This window comes from Wolbachia endosymbiont of Cylisticus convexus (assembly GCF_003344345.1).
In genome coordinates this window covers 1-15927 of the sequence record NZ_QPIP01000040.1, presented here as the reverse complement: position 1 = coordinate 15927, position 15927 = coordinate 1, and the positions used below count along the sequence as shown (strand labels likewise).

The window sequence follows — 15927 nt, the reverse complement described above, 5'->3', positions numbered from 1 at the left end:
CACCTACGACAATGTTGCCAACAATTTAAAACTTGAAAAAAGTATTTCCAGAAAACTTTTATGTCCAAAAGTAAGAGCTCCATTTATTTATGACGCTAATGACGAACTAATTATCAGCTTTAATGTAGTGGATTAATAATGAGCATATTATTTAAATGGAATGTTATGAACAGTAAAGAAAGATTTGCCATACGAGTTAGTTATGAACCTGATAGGTTGGCAGAGGTATATTTATTAGACGCCTACACAAAATTAATGCCAGTGCTAAAGTATTCAGTAAATGCAAATAAAAAAGAACTTCAAGGAGGATCAAATGTTAACAGTAAGCTTATATGCAAGAGTTTCTTCAGAAAAACAAGTACAAGAGAATACGATTGCAAGTCAACTTTCAGCTTTAGAAAATAAAATTAAAGCAGATGGGCATGAATTGCTAGATGAACATAAATTCGTTGATAATGGCTATAGTGGATCTAATTTAGTTCGTCCTGCCTTAGAAAAATTACGTAATAAAGTAGCAGAAGGTAAAATTGACATAATCTATATTCATTCTCCTGATCGTTTATCGCGTAAATATGCATATCAGATGGTTTTACTTGAAGAATTACAGAAAGCAAAAGTAGAAGTAATTTTTTTAAATAATCAGATTAATGATAGTCCAGAAGCTCATTTATTGTTACAAATGCAAGGTATGATAGCAGAATATGAACACACAAAGATTACTGAAAGATGTCGTCGAGGAAAAATTTATGCAGCTAAAAAAGGTAGTGTAAATGTAATGTGTAGAGCTCCTTACGGCTACCGTTATATAAATAAACAGATGGAAGGAGGGCAAGCTCGGTTTGAAGTTCATGAAGAAGAAGCGGAAGTGGTTCGTAAGCTATTTTCTTGGATAGGCAGAGAAAGAATGAGTGCTGGAGAAGTATGTCGCCAGCTAAATACCATGTCTATCATGTCAGCGAAGGGAAAATGCTGGAATAAAGGCACGCTTTGTGGTACACTAAAAAATCCTGTCTATAAAGGACAAGCAGCTTTTGGTAAAACAAAGGTAGGTGCAAAGCTGCCGCAAATAAGACCATACAAACATTCCTGTGAACAACCTAAAAAGAATAGTTCTACCTATCGTGTTGAAAGGGAACATTGGATTTACATTCCAGTACCTAAAATAGTTGATGAAGATTTGTTTGATATAGTTCAAAAGCAATTAGCTGAGAACGCAAAAAGGCAAAGAGCAAGACAAATAGGAACAACTAATCTATTGCAAGGCTTATTGGTATGCAAGCGTTGCCAGTATTCTTATTATGCTAAAAGATATGGCAAGTCTCAAAAAAAATGTTATCGTTGTATTGGCGCAGATGCTTACCGTTTTGCTGGTAATAAGATTTGTAATAGTAAAACAATTCGTGCTTCTACATTAGAGACAGCTGTGTGGGAAGAAGTTAAAAGCCTATTAAAAAATCCAAACAGAATTTTAAAGGAATATCAGCGTAGGCTTTCAGAACTTCAAAAATCACCATGTGATCAAATAACTGATTCACTTAAAAAACAAGATGATAAGCTGAAACAAGGCATTTCAAGACTTATTGATAGCTATACTCAAGGGTATATTAGCAAAGAAGAATTTGAACCACGAATTAAAGCAGCAAAACAGAGCTTAAAAATAGTTGAAGAGGAAAAGAAAAAAATATTCAATCGAAAAAATCTACAACAAGAATTAACTCTCGTTGTAACCAATTTAGAAGAGTTTTTTTCCAATATTAAATCAAAGCTTGATGATTTAGATTGGCTAACTAAACGTAATGTTATCAGAATATTAGTTAAGCGAATTGAAGTTGATATTGAAGAAGTAAATATAGTGTTTCGAGTAAAAGATATATCTCATTCTACAGAACATAACAATGAAAAAGGTCAAAATTTACAACATTGTCGTAGTAGTCATAAATAATAATAAAGGTCCGCTGGACAATCTGGTCAATTATTTTAAATCAGCATCTGCAAATGAAAAAATAGGAATAGCTTCTGCTGGAATGGTATTAGGAGCAGCATTTTCTCCGCTTATTGTGCTTGCTACATTAATAGCGCTTGTAGCTATTGGAGCGCGTTATGTAGGAATAGGTATAGGAAAGGCAGGTGAAAAAATAAAAGAAGGTGCGATTGAAGCAGGAAAAGCAGTAAAAAGTTTATATAAGGATTTAATAGATAAATTACCTACAGTTCAAGCAAGAGAGAATAATTTTGAAAAATTGAAGAACGATTTGATGAAACAGCATTATAAAAATGCTAATCAAGAAGAAAAAACAACGCTTGATAATAAACTAAAAATAGTGGAAATGCTTCAAAATGAAGAGCAACGATCGGCTATAAAGGAATTAGTAAAAGATGGAACCATTCAAAATTTTTTAGAAGATGACATGAGCAGACTTATGAATAAAGGTCTTAGTACTCATCTAGATGATCAAGAAGCACTTGGTGATCTTATAGATAAATTTCAACCTAAAATTATGGCAATTGGTAGTGACATAAAAGAGGTAGAACAAAAAGTTAATAAGAAAGCTCAGGAAATAAAGCCAGATTCTCAATTAGGTAGTTCAAGTGCTGAACGAGTGAGAGAAGGAGGAATCACAGGACCGAGTTGATGCATTTGAGGAGCATTTTGACGCAAAAATTACTATTAGAAAGGGGAGTGTTAAATAAACCATAGGCGTCAAGTTAAGGAAAAGTGGCATAAGAAAGAGAAGCGGTAAAAATTATTTTAGATATTAAACGATAAAATTAGTAATTTACAGACTCTTTAAAAAAAATTATCTTATTTTAGATCAAGATTTCTTAAAAAATAAATATAACAAATAAACCTTAAATGGTTGCTATATTGGGCGTATTCTCTTAACTTGACGCATATGGTTACTAAAGTTGTCCTATGTAAAAATGAAATTCTTGCATTTCGTTTAATTAGCTTTGATAAGGTAGTCAGTAAAATCTCGTATAGCATAAGCCTTACATTTAAACTCATTTCTAGCCAATAACCGTTCTCTCCAAGAAGGCTTACCCATTGTTCAAGAGCAATCAATGCAAAACACCAAATTAATTTGGATTTTAGTAAAATACCTAATATTACATATAGTATGCATGAAATTAAGGTCACATTAAGAAAATACCTACCTATAATATCAGGCTTAATCTCATTTCCATGTAGTGCAGCAAAAAATATCAGAATTGCACAAGGGGTAAACAAAACCCCTAAAAAAAGCAATCCGTTATTGCTATAAAATTTTTCTGGCCACTTTATTTTACTATAGGCTCCAGATGCATAAAATAGGATATCCAATGCTGCTACAATGAAGCTTACCATCTTTACTATTTTCAAAGTACTTTATTAGCCCTTCTATAAAGCCAGTCGATGCAATAATAAGGAAAAGTATCGCGAAAGGGATAATAAAGATAGTAAACTTTTCCCAATTAAAACCAATGACCTTTAGGCTACTGTTTAATTCATTACACTGCTTTGTACTAATTAGATTTCCCCTTTCCAAAAATTCAATGCTTCTTCTATTACAGATACATTGTGTCTATAAACTTTCATTATAAATTTCTCTTAAATAATTATTAGAATTTTATTAGATTTACCAGCTCTTTTACTGCATTCACAGATTTATTGAACATCTCTTGTTCACTATCATTCATTTTAACTTCTAGAACTTTTTCAATTCCATTTTTGCCAATAATAGCAGGGACACCAATAAACAAGTCTTTCATGCCATATTCACCATTAAGATAAACAGCACATGGTAATATACGCCTTTTGTCTTTTAAGTATGACTCTAGCATACATATGGCTGAAGATGCAGGAGCATAGTATGCGGATCCAGATTTGAGTAAATCAACTATTTCTTTTCCACCGTTGCGTGTACGTTCAACTATCTCATCAACTTTTTTCTGTGTGATGAGACCCATATTAACAATTTGGAGAAGTGAAATGCCAGCAATGGAGGCACAGTTGATTAGTGGTACCATAGTGTCACCATGTCCTCCAAGCACAAAAGCAGATACATCTTCAATAGAAATATTTAACTCACTTGCAAGAAAATAACGAAAACGAGCAGAATCAAGCACTCCTGCCATACCAACAATCATATTAGTTGGCAGATTTGAAGATTTGTGTACCACTGAAACCATAGCATCCAAAGGGTTGGTAACCACTATTACAAATGCGTTTGGAGAATGTTTTTTAATATTTCCCCCAACCTCTTTCATTACTGCAGCATTAGTTTGCAGAAGGTCATCTCTGCTCATTCCCGGTTTTCTAGCAATGCCAGCGGTTATTATAATTGCGTCAGAGTTTTTTATATCTTCATACCTATTTGTACCAATAATATTGACATTAAATCCATCAATAGGAGATGATTCTGCAATATCAAGCGCTTTACCTTGTGGTATTCCATTGCTGATATCAAGCAAAACAACATCTCCTAGCTCTCTTAGTGCAATCATATGGGCAAGCGTTCCACCGATATTTCCTGCGCCAATCAAAGATATTTTTTTTCTTTGTGCTGTCATTTTCTACTCCTTTGTATTTACTTTTGTATCTTTACCTTCCCAAGGGGATAAGCTATCAAACATACGAAAATCTTGCGGTAAATCTATAGGATTATATACAATCTTTTTTGCCTCTATATCATATCTTACTTCCTCATAACCAGTGAGAGGGAAATCTTTTAACATTGGATGACCTTTGAATCCATAGTCCGTTAAAATCCTACGTAAATCGGGGTGATCAGAAAACTCTATTCCATACATATCAAACACTTCGCGTTCAAACCACGAAGCCGTACTAAATATTTTCACTACGCTTGTAGGCATATCACTCTCATATAACTTAAGCTTTATATGTATTCTAGTGTTATACACAATGCTGAGCAAATTGTATATTAGCTCAAAACGCTTCTCTCTATTTGGGTAGTCAACCCCAAAAATATCAACTAATAATTCAAACCTGCATTTTTCATCATCACGTAGAAAAGATAGGTGTTTTTCAATTTCATCTAAAGTTGAATATATTACAATAGTACCGTCGTCCTTTTGAATACACTCGCATTTAAGCTTTTTTTGCATATACTTTGCAGTTTTATCCATGCTTTATACTTTGAGTTCGTTTTATTTTGTTTTGTAGGCATAGCATTCCATATAGCAACGCTTCAGCGGTTGGTGGGCATCCAGGAACGTACACATCAACTGGTACGATCCTATCACAACCGCGGACTACTGAATAAGAGTAATGGTAATAACCACCACCATTTGCACAACTTCCCATAGAAATAACATACTTCGGGTCTGCCATTTGATCATAAACCTTGCGCAATGCTGCTGCCATTTTATTAGTTAGTGTGCCAGCAACAATCATCACATCTGATTGACGTGGGCTTGCACGAAACATTATGCCATATCTATCAAGATCATAACGGCTGGATGCAGTATGCATCATCTCAACTGCGCAACATGCAAGACCAAATGTCATTGGCCACAATGAACCAGACCTTGCCCAATTCATTACGTAATCTGTTAAATCACCAAATTTAGTGACAAGAAACCCTTCTTTTTTATAATGACTCCAATCATCGTTAGATAGAACTTGACCTGTCATAAACTTACTCCCATTCTAATGCACCTTTACACCACTCATAGATAAAGCCTATAGTGAGTATTGCAAGAAATATCATCATAGACCAAAATCCACAATAGCTTATTTTAGATAAAGAAACAGCCCAAGGGAAAAGAAAAGCAATTTCTAAATCGAATATTATGAACAATATTGAAACTAAGTAAAATTTTATGTCGAAACTTTTTCTTGCTCTTGATAAAGGATTAAAGCCACACTCATATGTAGAAAGTTTTTCGCCATCTGGGTTACTGACTGCAAGGAACATAGGTAATACACCTAAAGTAAAAGATACTACAATTGATACGCAGATAAAGATTACTATGGTTAAATATTCGCTCATTTAACAAAACATATAACACTATGAGTTTACATGCTTTCCTAACTTTTTACCACCTAAAATATGCACGTGAAAGTGTGGTACAACTTGTTCTCCGTTTTCACCGTAGTTAGTAACTAATCTATATCCTGTTTTTTCTAAATTGTATTTATGTGTTATTTCTCTTACAGCTTGAAAGAAGCTTACTATTTTCTCTGCAGAAGCTTTTAAAATAAAATCATCATATGAAGTATATTGACTTTTTGGTATAACTAGAATGTGAATTGGTGCATCAGGATATTTATCATGAAACGCCAATATATCTTTGTCCTCATATACCTTTTCACAAGGCAACTCACTTCTTAATATTTGAGCAAAGATGTTAGTATCATCATAAGCTGTATTACCCATACTTTATTAAATTCCTGGCCCCCTTCTATTTTGCTTGTGATTTGGTGTAGAAGGTGAGCTTATTGCTGCCTCGCTAGAAGCATCTTCAAGAGTTAAAACATCATCTTTTAACTGTATATTGTGACCGCGTAGAACTGCTTCATAGTTTATCAAGTACTCTTTTGAAGAAAATCTTATGCCATTTACCTTTCTTGCAGCAATAACTTCTGGCTGTAGATGATACATATCTCCAGGAACAGTTAGGCTATGGTATCTTTCCTCTATTTTAACTTCATTCATCCTATTCCTCATGATTTAAACCCCCTTAATTTCTTCATAATTACGTTTATCAACTTTACTCTGCCAACTATTTAAAAACTCCTCTGATGACTTTCTCGCAACCATGGAACCTACAACTTCTGATGAACGCTGCTTTTGATTATTATATCCATTATACAACTTTTCTGCAATACCATACAGCAATTTGAGATCTGTATGAATTTTAAATTCTCCGCCAGTAATTTTTGCCAAGTTTTTGAGATCACAATCAATCTTATTATAAATTCCTTCAAGAGCGCACTTTTTTATTGCTTTTTCATCCATACCTGGATTTTTATCTTTTATTTCTTGAATAATCCCCTCAACATCAACTTCAATTACAATTTTGTTCTCTTCTTTAAAAATATTTATATTCGGCAGTTCTTTCTTTATTTCACCTAATTGCTCTGAACTCAAGTGAGGTACATCGCCCGTTAAAGTTCTTGACGCTAAAAAACTTACCTTTCCTTTCCCTTGTTTTGTTATTTGTATACTAAGGCACTTACTAGCTTCTGTGGTTTCTATAGGTGTGTCATATTTCTTTTCTTCTTCAGGTACATCTATACCAACAGCCTCTTTTAATGAAACTTTAGCATCATGCTTCACTTCGCTCATTGAAGCAAACGGTTTCTTTATAGGATAAATAAGTGCTTTAGGCACAAGAACAAATACCCGACCTGTAGCCTTTACACCTGTTTTAACTGCTCCGCTTATCTTAGCCCAAATAGATTCTGCCATATATACCTCCAAAGTACTTCCTACAACCAGATCCTACACCATATCTAATTATAGACAAAAATATTTAAACTTATATATCCATTATAAGATGAAATTATGGAGATTGCAACCATTATTTGCACATTGTCTAAAACATGTAGTATTTTTGCTACTTTTATTGTTCAATTTATTATAAAGAATACTCTCTAAATTATGGTTAAATGGAACACAAATAATATCATTGATGCAACTGGCGGAAGAGACATAAATGGTTGTAATTGGATACATAGCTTAAATATTTCAGCGGACACAAGAAGCATAAAAAAAGGTGGTTTATTTATCGCTCTCAAGGGAAAGAACTTTGATGGACATGATTTTCTACATGAAGCATTTTTAAAAGGAGCTGCTGCTGCGGTAGTAAGTGAAGATAAATATAGAAATTTTCCTCTAATTGTTGTGCAAGATACTCTAAAAGCTTTGCATAATATTGCATCATATTACATTAGAAATGTTCTTGTTAATGCTAAAGTTATCACAATCACAGGTAGTGTCGGGAAAACCACTACAAAGGACATGCTGCACACTGTTTTATCGCAATATGGAGTGTCTCATGCAAACGAAGGTAACTTGAATAATAATATAGGATTGCCTTTTACGATTCTAAAAGCCCCAAAAAACTGCCAGTACTTAATCCTTGAAATGGGAATGAATAGAGCTGGTGAAATAAAAGAGTTATCGAAGATTAGCAATCCGGATATTGCAGTTATTACCAATATCGAACCTGCACATGTTGAAAATTTTTCATCACTATTTGACGTTGCACAAGCGAAGTTAGAAATTCTGTATGGTACGAAAAATAACGGTACTTTGGTCTTGAACAGAGATAATAAATACTATGATTATCTCTCATCATGCGCCAATAGAAATGTAATAAGCCTCGGTAAAGATAAAAATGCTGAAGTTTGCTTATTAGACATAATAAGAAACGATGACGGGTTAAATTTAAAAATAAGACTAAATAATAATCAAACTATAAACTGTAATTTACGTGTGCAAGGTGAGCATTTTGCTTATTCGCTACTTGCTGTTGCAGCAGTTGTGCAAAGCCTCGGACTTGATTTATCAAAATTACCACTTGCACTTAAGAATTTTAGTGTAGCGAAAGGTAGAGGCAATATTCATAAGGTCAAATACAATAGAAAATATATACATTTAATTGATGACTCCTATAACGCCAGCCCTGCTTCGATGAAAACTGCAATAAAAACTTTGAGTACATATTCTAATCAGAGAAAAGTAGCTTTGCTTGGTGATATGTTGGAACTTGGTGATAAAAGCATAGAATTTCATACAGATTTGGTTAAGATTGTCACAGAAAATAATATAGATAAAATTTATACAGTTGGTAAATTTATGTTAGAATTGCATGAGCTTTTGCCAGATAATATAAGAGGCACGCATTTTAATGATTCTAATCAATTGAAAAGTGATTTAGCTAACATTATTCAGAATAATGACGCAATTCTAGTTAAAGGCTCACGAGGAATGAAAATGGATCTTATTGTACGGGAATTCATAATAGAATATTAAGCAAAATCATTGTACTAATTTACAGTAACAAATTATTAGGAACTTTAATCGTGACAAAACGTGTAATTATTTTTGGTGGAACGGGGTTTATAGGGAAACACATCGTAAGACGCTTGGCAGCAGAAGGATATTTAATAAAGATATTCACTCGTAATCAGGAAAAAGCTGCTTGTTTAAAATTGTGTGGCAATTTGGGACAAATATCAATATTTAAAGGCGATTTTTTTGATGAAAAATCAGTTCTAGAAGGCATGGAAGAATGTGATGTAGCCATAAACTTAGTGGGAATATTATATGAAGCAAAAAAGCACGATTTCTATACCATTCATGTTGGAATAGCTGAAAAAATAGCCAGAGCTGCACAAATAAAAAATGTATCTATGATGATACATTTTTCTGCTATGGGAATAGAAAATAGTAAGCTGTCAAAATATGCCAAAAGTAAACTGAAAGGTGAAAAAGCTGTAACTTCAGCGTTTCAAGGAGCAATAATAATTAAGCCCAGTCTTGTATTTGGTAAAGAAGATAATTTCTTTAATAAATTTGCAAGATTAGCAACAATTCTTCCTTTTTTGCCGTTGATCGGTAGTGGAATAACTAAGTTCCAGCCGATATGTGTAACAAACTTAGCTGAAGTGGTATATCGTATTATCAGCTTTAATAAGCAAGATAAAAAAATTTATAATATAGGTGGACCAAAAGTTTACTCTTTTAAAAGCTTGTTAAAGTTTATTCTGAATGTTACTAACAGAAAGTGTTTACTGATCAATGTATCTTTTCCAATGGCAAGATTGATAGCCTTCTTCTTAGAAAGTAAAGTTGTTTCTGTGCTGTTAAAACCCGTAACCGGAGATGCAAGCCCTATACTTACTCGAGATCAGGTGAAAGTTATGATGAGTAGTTCAATCGAAAAGTCAGATGATCTTGAAATAATGAAAATTCGACCATTAGCAATTGAAAATGTGGTGCCAGAGTACTTGAAGATTTATAGAAAGTATTGATAGAAGAATGTGCCCGGTAGGATTCGAACCTACGACCCACAGCTTAGAAGGCTGTTGCTCTATCCAACTGAGCTACGGGCACACAGCATATATAAAATGCTTCTTAGTACACGTGAAGTCAAGTATTTCTTGTGAATATGATGTTTGTAATAATATCTCAAAACTTTGTCAGTACAGCATGTAATGCTGAAAACTTAAAAAAAAGAAAGCTTGAGTGACATGCAGAAAGTCTAATAGCGCAGCAACACAGAACCCCAGGTGAGACCTGCACCTATCGAAATCAGCAGTACCAGATTTCCTGATTTTATTTTTAATTCTTGTATTGCGTAGTCTAAGGCTAGTGGAATTGACGCTGCTGAGGTATTTGCATGCTTATCAACGGTATTAATCACTTTCTCTATAGGAAAATCTAATTTCTTTACTACTGCTTCAATAATACGAATGTTTGCTTGATGGGGAATTAACCAGTCAATATCAGTGATTTTTAAATTGTTGCATTTCAGAGTTTCCTCTACTGAGGCTGTTAACTTATCCACTGCATGTTTAAACACTTCTCTTCCATTCATGCATATTTTTCCAGAATCACCAATAGAGGATGTTCCTTCGTTCGTACATAATATGTCCACATTGCCATCAGAGTGTAAGTTTGTTGATATGATGCCGTTGTTACCCATTTTTGATTTTATTATCACCGCTCCAGCACCATCACCAAAGAGTACACAAGTTGACCTATCTCTCCAATCAACAATCCTAGACATTATTTCAGCACCAATAACAAGCGCGTATTTAATTCTGTTGTTAGATTTTATGAGAGAATCAGCAACTGTAACTGCATATATAAAACCAGAGCATGCTGCTTGCACGTCAAAAGAAAATGCGTTTTTACATTTTAATTTATTCTGCACAATAGTTGCACAGCTAGGAAAAGTTTTGTCAGGTGTTGTTGTGGCAATTATGATTAAATCAATTTCATCTACTGAAATTTTAGCTTTTTCTATAGCATTTCTTGCTGCATTTACAGCTAAGTCTGATGTTAATTCTCCTTCATCTGCTATATGTCTTTGAACTATTCCTGTTCTCTGCCTTATCCATTCATCGTTTGTCTCAACTATCAATGCAATTTCGTTATTACTCAACGTTTTTTTTGGTAGGTAAGATCCAGTGCTCAATATAAGGTTCTTATTTAATCTCACTAATCATCCTCTGGTTTAAATTTTCATTAATTGCGTTTACTGCGAATTTTATAGCATGAGCAAAAGAAATAGCATCAGAATTTCCATGGCTTTTAATAACGATACCATTTAACCCTAAAAACATAGCTCCACTTCTAATTTTTGGATTAAAACGCTCTAAAGCTTTATTTAGCTTGGGCTTCAACAATATGCCAAGAAGCATTTTTGTCATCCATGAGTTAAATACTTCCTGTTTTATTAGACTGATAAAAGTACCAGCAGTTGCCTCAGCTGTTTTGAGCATTACATTACCAACAAAACCATCAGCAACAATTACATCTATATTACCCTCTAAAAATTCACTTGCCTCTATATATCCTTTGAAGTTAATACTTTGAGCATTGCTGAGTAACTTAAAAGCTTCTTGCACTGAGTCAGTGCCTTTAACTTCTTCTGTACCAATATTTAGCAAAGCGACTTTAGGATTTTCAACTTTTAATGCTATTTTTGCAAATATACTTCCCATTAATGCAAATTGAAATAATGAGTCAGCATTACAGTCAACATTTGCACCAAGATCAAGCAACGCAAAACTTTTTGTTTTAGTTGGACAGACAGATACAATAGCAGGACGATAGATATTTGGTAATGTTCCTAGAATAAGTCTAGAGATTGCCATCAATGCTCCAGTGTTGCCTGAAGACACCACTCCGAAAGCCTTACCTTCTTTCACTGCGCCAATTGCAGCCTTCATACTTGAATCTTTGCGATATCTCAGTGCAAAAGAGGGCTTATCATTTGGAAGAACATTGTCAGAGCAATGGGTAAACTCGGAATTATCACTTACTTTTTTATATTTTGAAAGCAAAGGAGATATTTCTTTCTGATCTCCATAAATATGAAAAAAAACTTTAACGCCTAGGTCAACAAGATTATCCAAAAAAAAACCAGCGCCTTGAATTATGGAAAGAGGCGCAAAATCGCCCCCCATAGCATCAAGTGCAATAACTATGTTATTGTTGATCGTGGGTAACATACCATGAGCTACTCCGCTTGTTGTTTAATGAAAACACGTTTTCCTTTGTAACTGTTGTCAACTGCTATGTTGTGAGGCAACATGAATTCTCCAGTTGTTGCACATACCACAATATTCTTAGGCTTAATAGCATGGTGAGAACGATGCATATTACGCCTTGACTTTGACTTTTTTCTTTTTGGAACTGCCAAAATTTACTCCAATCCAATCATATAACACAATTTATTAGTAGCATGTTTTTTACAAGAAGTAAATAGCGAAATGAGTAAGATTTTCTTATACAATTCAGTCTTATAAACTTAAACTAAAGCATTTTGACCAAAGCATATTGAACTTAAGACATATCTTGACTATACTCTGCAGTGAAGTTAATAAAAATTTTAATAAAATCAGTAAAACTAATTTTTAGCTAAGATAAATGCAAAGTGAGTTCCTTTGATATAAAAAGTGTTAGAATAATCGGTAGGTGCTTTATCAGCTTTCTGTTGAAGCTTGGTAACGCATTTGTGTTTTTTATTCAGTCTCTATACCATTGCTTTGTGCCGCCATATTATTTTAGCAATGTAGCAAGACAAATTATAGAGATAGGCTTTTTCTCTTTGCCAATTGTTGGCCTCACTGGAGTTTTTATAGGAGCGGTGATAGTTTTACAAAGTAGCTTAAGTGGTCTATTAATTAATCAAGAACAAGTAATACCTAAACTTGTTACGATCACTATCATTAAAGAGTTAGGACCAGTTTTGATCAGCTTAATAATGGTAGGGAAGGTTGGATCATCAATTGCGGCAGAAATTGGTACGATGCGTATCACTGAGCAAATAGATGCACTTACAACTTTGGACATCAATCCTTTCAAATATTTAATTGCACCAAGGATTTTAGCGTCAATTATAGTATTTCCCATACTTGCAGTATGTGCAGATCTAATAGGAATATTTGGAGGGTATGTCACTGCAGTCTTTGAATTTAACCACAATTTAAATATATACTTAAAATATACGGCTCAATTCTTTAATGTGTATGATTTTATTATTGGGCTAATGAAAGCAACTGCTTTTGGCGCCATAATTTCTGTTTCAAGTTGTTATTACGGTTACCATTGCAAAAAAGGTGCACGAGGAGTAGGTGTTGCTACAACATCAACTGTTGTTTTATCGTCCATATTGATCATCTTAACAAACTACTTGATTACTTTGATACATGCATAGCCCCATAATATCAATATTGAACTTAAGCTTATCTTTTGATGATAGAACGATATTAAACGACATAAGTTTTGATATATCGAAGGGAGAATCATTAGTCATACTTGGCGGCTCGGGAAGTGGCAAATCTGTATTAACAAAAATAATCATTGGCTTGCTGACACCAGACTCAGGATCTATTAAAATAAATAGTAAAAGCAAAAATAAATTTGGAGTCTTATTTCAAAATTCTGCTTTATTTGACTACGTTACAGTGTGGGAAAATATATCTTTTAATTATAAAAAACGCTTTGATATCAGCAAAAAGGAGGCAAAACAGCTAGCAATCAAGAAGTTAAATGACGTTAGACTGGAAGAAAACATAGCAGATATGTTTCCAATAGAGCTATCAGGCGGAATGAAGAAAAGAGTCGCACTTGCAAGGGCAATTGCACACAACCCAGAAATTATTGTATTGGATGAGCCAACTTCAGGATTGGACCCAATTATGTCAGATATAGTAAACGAGATAATAATAAAATTATCCAAAGATCTTTGCCCTACAATTATCACGATTACACATGATATTCATAGCGCATTTAAAATAGCTGATAGAATAGCAGTATTATATGAAGGGGAGATTATTTCCCATGGAACTGTTCAGGAAATACAAAATACTAATAACGAATATATAAAAAAATTCATTCATTGTATATAGCTATAGGTTTACAAACGATATTGTGAACGCTATATCTATCCTAGCTTGAGCTACCGACAAATCGTCGTTCTGTTACTCGTGTAGTGCCACGGAGGTATGGTGTGTTAGCTATAAAACAACGCATTAAATAAAGTATAGCTCTTCTCATAATAGTCAGAATAAAAAGGCAGAATCAACAGCTTGACGAAAGGATTTGAAAATAGGAACGTTTTTTCTTGCTTTATTTTTATGGCAAATCAATGATGCTCAATTTCATTAAAATCAGAAAAATATGGTGGCAAATATAAAATTTCTGCACCGACACTCTCGGCAAGTTCACTGATTTTTTTGGACTTATGAAAAGTCGCATTATCCAAAATTACCGTTTGTCCAGACTGCAAAATTGGTGTCAAAAATTGCTCAAACCATCCATTGAAAACATCTGTATCGCAGTAGCCCTCTAAGGTTATAGGTGCCATGATTTTCCCTTTATTTAATGCTGCAACCATGCTGAGTCTTCTTTCCAGATTTTAGAGCATAAAACCGCTGTCCTTTCTGGATAAGCATAATCTTCGGTGTCCAGATTCATGTGTGCCGTAGAAACAAAAGCTACGCAGTAGATGAGGGTAGGCCCCATAAGTGTTGAAAGTATCAAAAATGGCGTGATATAAGGTGATCAACGGCATGTAAGTTACCTCCTGATAGTAAAACAATTGAACGTAAAAAAGAGTCATTAAGATCTAATGTAAACTGTAATAGTGCTATCTTAAATCCGTCTAAGTTATTTCTTATTTTATAAACAAGAAATAATAAAGCTGTAATAATAATCATATAAATATACACTTTCATTCCATTCATGTCATGGCTTAAAAAATGCTTATATCCGAGGTTTTGCTTGATAAATTTGAAAAATACTTCTATATCCCACCTGCGTCTGTATATTTGTGTTACTTCATAAGCCGGTATTTCAAATAAGTTGGTCAAAAACCATATTTCATCTTCTGTTCTATTTTTAATTTTTATTAGTCGTACTTGCTATTGCTCTGCTTCCGCTGTAAAGATTCACTATATTATCTTCCAAAATTTCCGATCCATCTGGTTGTTGTTTTTGCGTAATTTCATTCTCTCTTATAACGCAGTACCTTCTTTTTAAGTATGTTCTTGTGATAAATTTGTATTCCTTTTTGTCAAACTCAGTGAAAGTTGCAACTTTTGCAATCCTTCTATCAAACAATAAAATATCCTCTTTTTTAACTTTAGCTTCATTAATTGCTCTAACCAGCGCTATATCTTCGCTACTTTCTTCTTGCCCTTGACAAAATCTTATACTCGTCGGTAATTGGCCTTTTAATCCAACGCTTACTTTGACTTGACTGTCATTGCTTTTACCACCTATTTTTAACCCATCTTTTATAAGGTACCCTGATAAATTTATAATTGTTGAATCGAATCTATGTAAGTTATGTGACGTTTTTCTGGGCAATAATTTTTCCACTTTGTTTATTAAATCGATATATACACCTTTAAAATAATCAGAACTTTTAACCTTTTCGATAAGCCACTGTATGTAACTGTACTTTTATCATCATTTTTATCTATCACACACCTATTTATTACCATTTCTAGTGCTCTTAAGCTTGTTTTCTGACCCATTAATATTAGCTTCATTAAGCCTTTAAATATTATTTTACCAACTAACTTAGTATTACATTTATCTACCTCTGTTGATTTTCCTAGTCTTTCCAAATCCTCGTCTTTTAGTTAAGTTTAGTATTCTTTCTATTTGATCCATTATTGCCTCCATTTTTCTTTAATAATAGCTCTTTTATCTTCTTCTTATGACACTTTCAACA

19 protein-coding genes, 1 tRNA gene and 2 pseudogenes are annotated in these 15927 nt (G+C 33.6%); 6 read left to right on the top strand and 16 right to left on the bottom strand.

Going from position 1 to position 15927, the window contains the following annotated elements; all coding sequences use genetic code 11:
* The first annotated feature begins 280 nt into the window (after positions 1–280).
* Positions 281–1942, top strand: a complete 1662-nt coding sequence (locus Wcon_RS05340; protein WP_114517490.1) for a recombinase family protein — start codon at positions 281–283, stop codon at positions 1940–1942.
* Positions 1932–2633 (top strand): annotated as a pseudogene (locus Wcon_RS05335) (hypothetical protein); the annotation flags it as partial. The gene Wcon_RS05340 and the pseudogene Wcon_RS05335, both read left to right, overlap by 11 nt.
* 170 nt (positions 2634–2803) lie before the next feature.
* On the opposite strand, the gene Wcon_RS05330 reads toward Wcon_RS05335, so the two are convergent.
* From Wcon_RS05330 to Wcon_RS05295, 8 genes are all read right to left on the bottom strand, one after another.
* Positions 2804–3361 (bottom strand): hypothetical protein, encoded by a 558-nt coding sequence (locus Wcon_RS05330; protein ID WP_147269156.1) that lies wholly within the window; start codon positions 3359–3361, stop codon positions 2804–2806.
* A gap of 239 nt (positions 3362–3600) precedes the next feature.
* A complete protein-coding gene (gene mdh / locus Wcon_RS05325; RefSeq protein ID WP_114517488.1) occupies positions 3601–4551 on the bottom strand; it encodes a malate dehydrogenase in 951 nt (316 codons plus the stop codon).
* A 3-nt stretch (positions 4552–4554) separates the two neighbouring features.
* Positions 4555–5127, bottom strand: a complete 573-nt coding sequence (locus Wcon_RS05320) for an NADH-quinone oxidoreductase subunit C (protein ID WP_114517487.1) — start codon at positions 5125–5127, stop codon at positions 4555–4557.
* Positions 5120–5635 (bottom strand): NuoB/complex I 20 kDa subunit family protein, encoded by a 516-nt coding sequence (locus Wcon_RS05315; protein ID WP_114517486.1) that lies wholly within the window; start codon positions 5633–5635, stop codon positions 5120–5122. The genes Wcon_RS05320 and Wcon_RS05315 overlap by 8 nt, the downstream gene beginning before the upstream one ends.
* 4 nt (positions 5636–5639) lie before the next feature.
* Positions 5640–5993 carry an NADH-quinone oxidoreductase subunit A gene (locus Wcon_RS05310; RefSeq protein ID WP_047759723.1) on the bottom strand — a complete coding sequence of 118 codons (354 nt, stop codon included), beginning with the start codon at positions 5991–5993 and terminating at the stop codon, positions 5640–5642.
* Positions 5994–6011: 18 nt separating this feature from the next.
* A complete protein-coding gene (locus Wcon_RS05305; protein WP_114517485.1) occupies positions 6012–6380 on the bottom strand; it encodes an HIT domain-containing protein in 369 nt (122 codons plus the stop codon).
* 6 nt (positions 6381–6386) lie between these two features.
* Positions 6387–6671: a hypothetical protein gene (locus Wcon_RS05300; RefSeq protein WP_114517484.1), complete on the bottom strand. Its 285-nt coding sequence runs from the start codon at positions 6669–6671 to the stop codon at positions 6387–6389.
* A 3-nt stretch (positions 6672–6674) separates the two neighbouring features.
* Positions 6675–7415 (bottom strand): hypothetical protein, encoded by a 741-nt coding sequence (locus tag Wcon_RS05295; protein WP_237350056.1) that lies wholly within the window; start codon positions 7413–7415, stop codon positions 6675–6677.
* Between the two features lie 192 nt (positions 7416–7607).
* On the opposite strand from Wcon_RS05295, the gene Wcon_RS05290 reads away from it, so the two are divergent.
* Positions 7608–8984 carry a UDP-N-acetylmuramoyl-tripeptide--D-alanyl-D-alanine ligase gene (locus Wcon_RS05290; RefSeq protein ID WP_114517483.1) on the top strand — a complete coding sequence of 459 codons (1377 nt, stop codon included), beginning with the start codon at positions 7608–7610 and terminating at the stop codon, positions 8982–8984.
* Between the two features lie 50 nt (positions 8985–9034).
* Positions 9035–9985 (top strand): complex I NDUFA9 subunit family protein, encoded by a 951-nt coding sequence (locus Wcon_RS05285; protein ID WP_114517482.1) that lies wholly within the window; start codon positions 9035–9037, stop codon positions 9983–9985.
* 8 nt (positions 9986–9993) lie between these two features.
* Here the strand turns inward: Wcon_RS05285 and Wcon_RS05280 are convergent.
* The 4 genes from Wcon_RS05280 to rpmF form a co-directional block, all read right to left on the bottom strand.
* Positions 9994–10067: transfer RNA gene (locus Wcon_RS05280), tRNA-Arg, on the bottom strand.
* Between the two features lie 148 nt (positions 10068–10215).
* Entirely contained in the window at positions 10216–11178 is a 963-nt protein-coding gene (locus Wcon_RS05275; protein ID WP_114517481.1) for a beta-ketoacyl-ACP synthase III, read from the bottom strand.
* Positions 11165–12193, bottom strand: coding sequence for a phosphate acyltransferase PlsX (gene plsX, locus Wcon_RS05270; protein WP_047759730.1), 1029 nt, complete (start codon positions 12191–12193; stop codon positions 11165–11167). The genes Wcon_RS05275 and plsX overlap by 14 nt, the downstream gene beginning before the upstream one ends.
* Positions 12194–12201: 8 nt before the next feature.
* On the bottom strand, positions 12202–12384 hold the full coding sequence (gene rpmF, locus Wcon_RS05265; protein WP_047759731.1) for a 50S ribosomal protein L32: 183 nt from the start codon (positions 12382–12384) through the stop codon (positions 12202–12204).
* 234 nt (positions 12385–12618) lie between these two features.
* On the opposite strand from rpmF, the gene Wcon_RS05260 reads away from it, so the two are divergent.
* Complete coding sequence (locus tag Wcon_RS05260; protein ID WP_114517480.1) at positions 12619–13401, top strand: MlaE family ABC transporter permease; 783 nt, start codon at positions 12619–12621, stop codon at positions 13399–13401.
* Positions 13394–14095, top strand: coding sequence for an ABC transporter ATP-binding protein (locus tag Wcon_RS05255; protein ID WP_114517479.1), 702 nt, complete (start codon positions 13394–13396; stop codon positions 14093–14095). Before Wcon_RS05260 ends, Wcon_RS05255 begins: the two co-directional genes overlap by 8 nt.
* Before the next feature lie 153 nt (positions 14096–14248).
* Here the strand turns inward: Wcon_RS05255 and Wcon_RS05250 are convergent.
* From Wcon_RS05250 to Wcon_RS05235, 4 genes and pseudogenes are all read right to left on the bottom strand, one after another.
* Positions 14249–14632 (bottom strand): annotated as a pseudogene (locus Wcon_RS05250) (transposase); the annotation flags it as partial.
* Between the two features lie 93 nt (positions 14633–14725).
* A complete protein-coding gene (locus tag Wcon_RS05245; RefSeq protein WP_179947459.1) occupies positions 14726–15058 on the bottom strand; it encodes a transposase in 333 nt (110 codons plus the stop codon).
* Between the two features lie 28 nt (positions 15059–15086).
* Complete coding sequence (locus Wcon_RS05240) at positions 15087–15569, bottom strand: hypothetical protein (protein ID WP_114516948.1); 483 nt, start codon at positions 15567–15569, stop codon at positions 15087–15089.
* Positions 15570–15577: 8 nt separating this feature from the next.
* Positions 15578–15820, bottom strand: a complete 243-nt coding sequence (locus Wcon_RS05235) for a hypothetical protein (RefSeq protein ID WP_114516947.1) — start codon at positions 15818–15820, stop codon at positions 15578–15580.
* Positions 15821–15927: the final 107 nt, after the last annotated feature.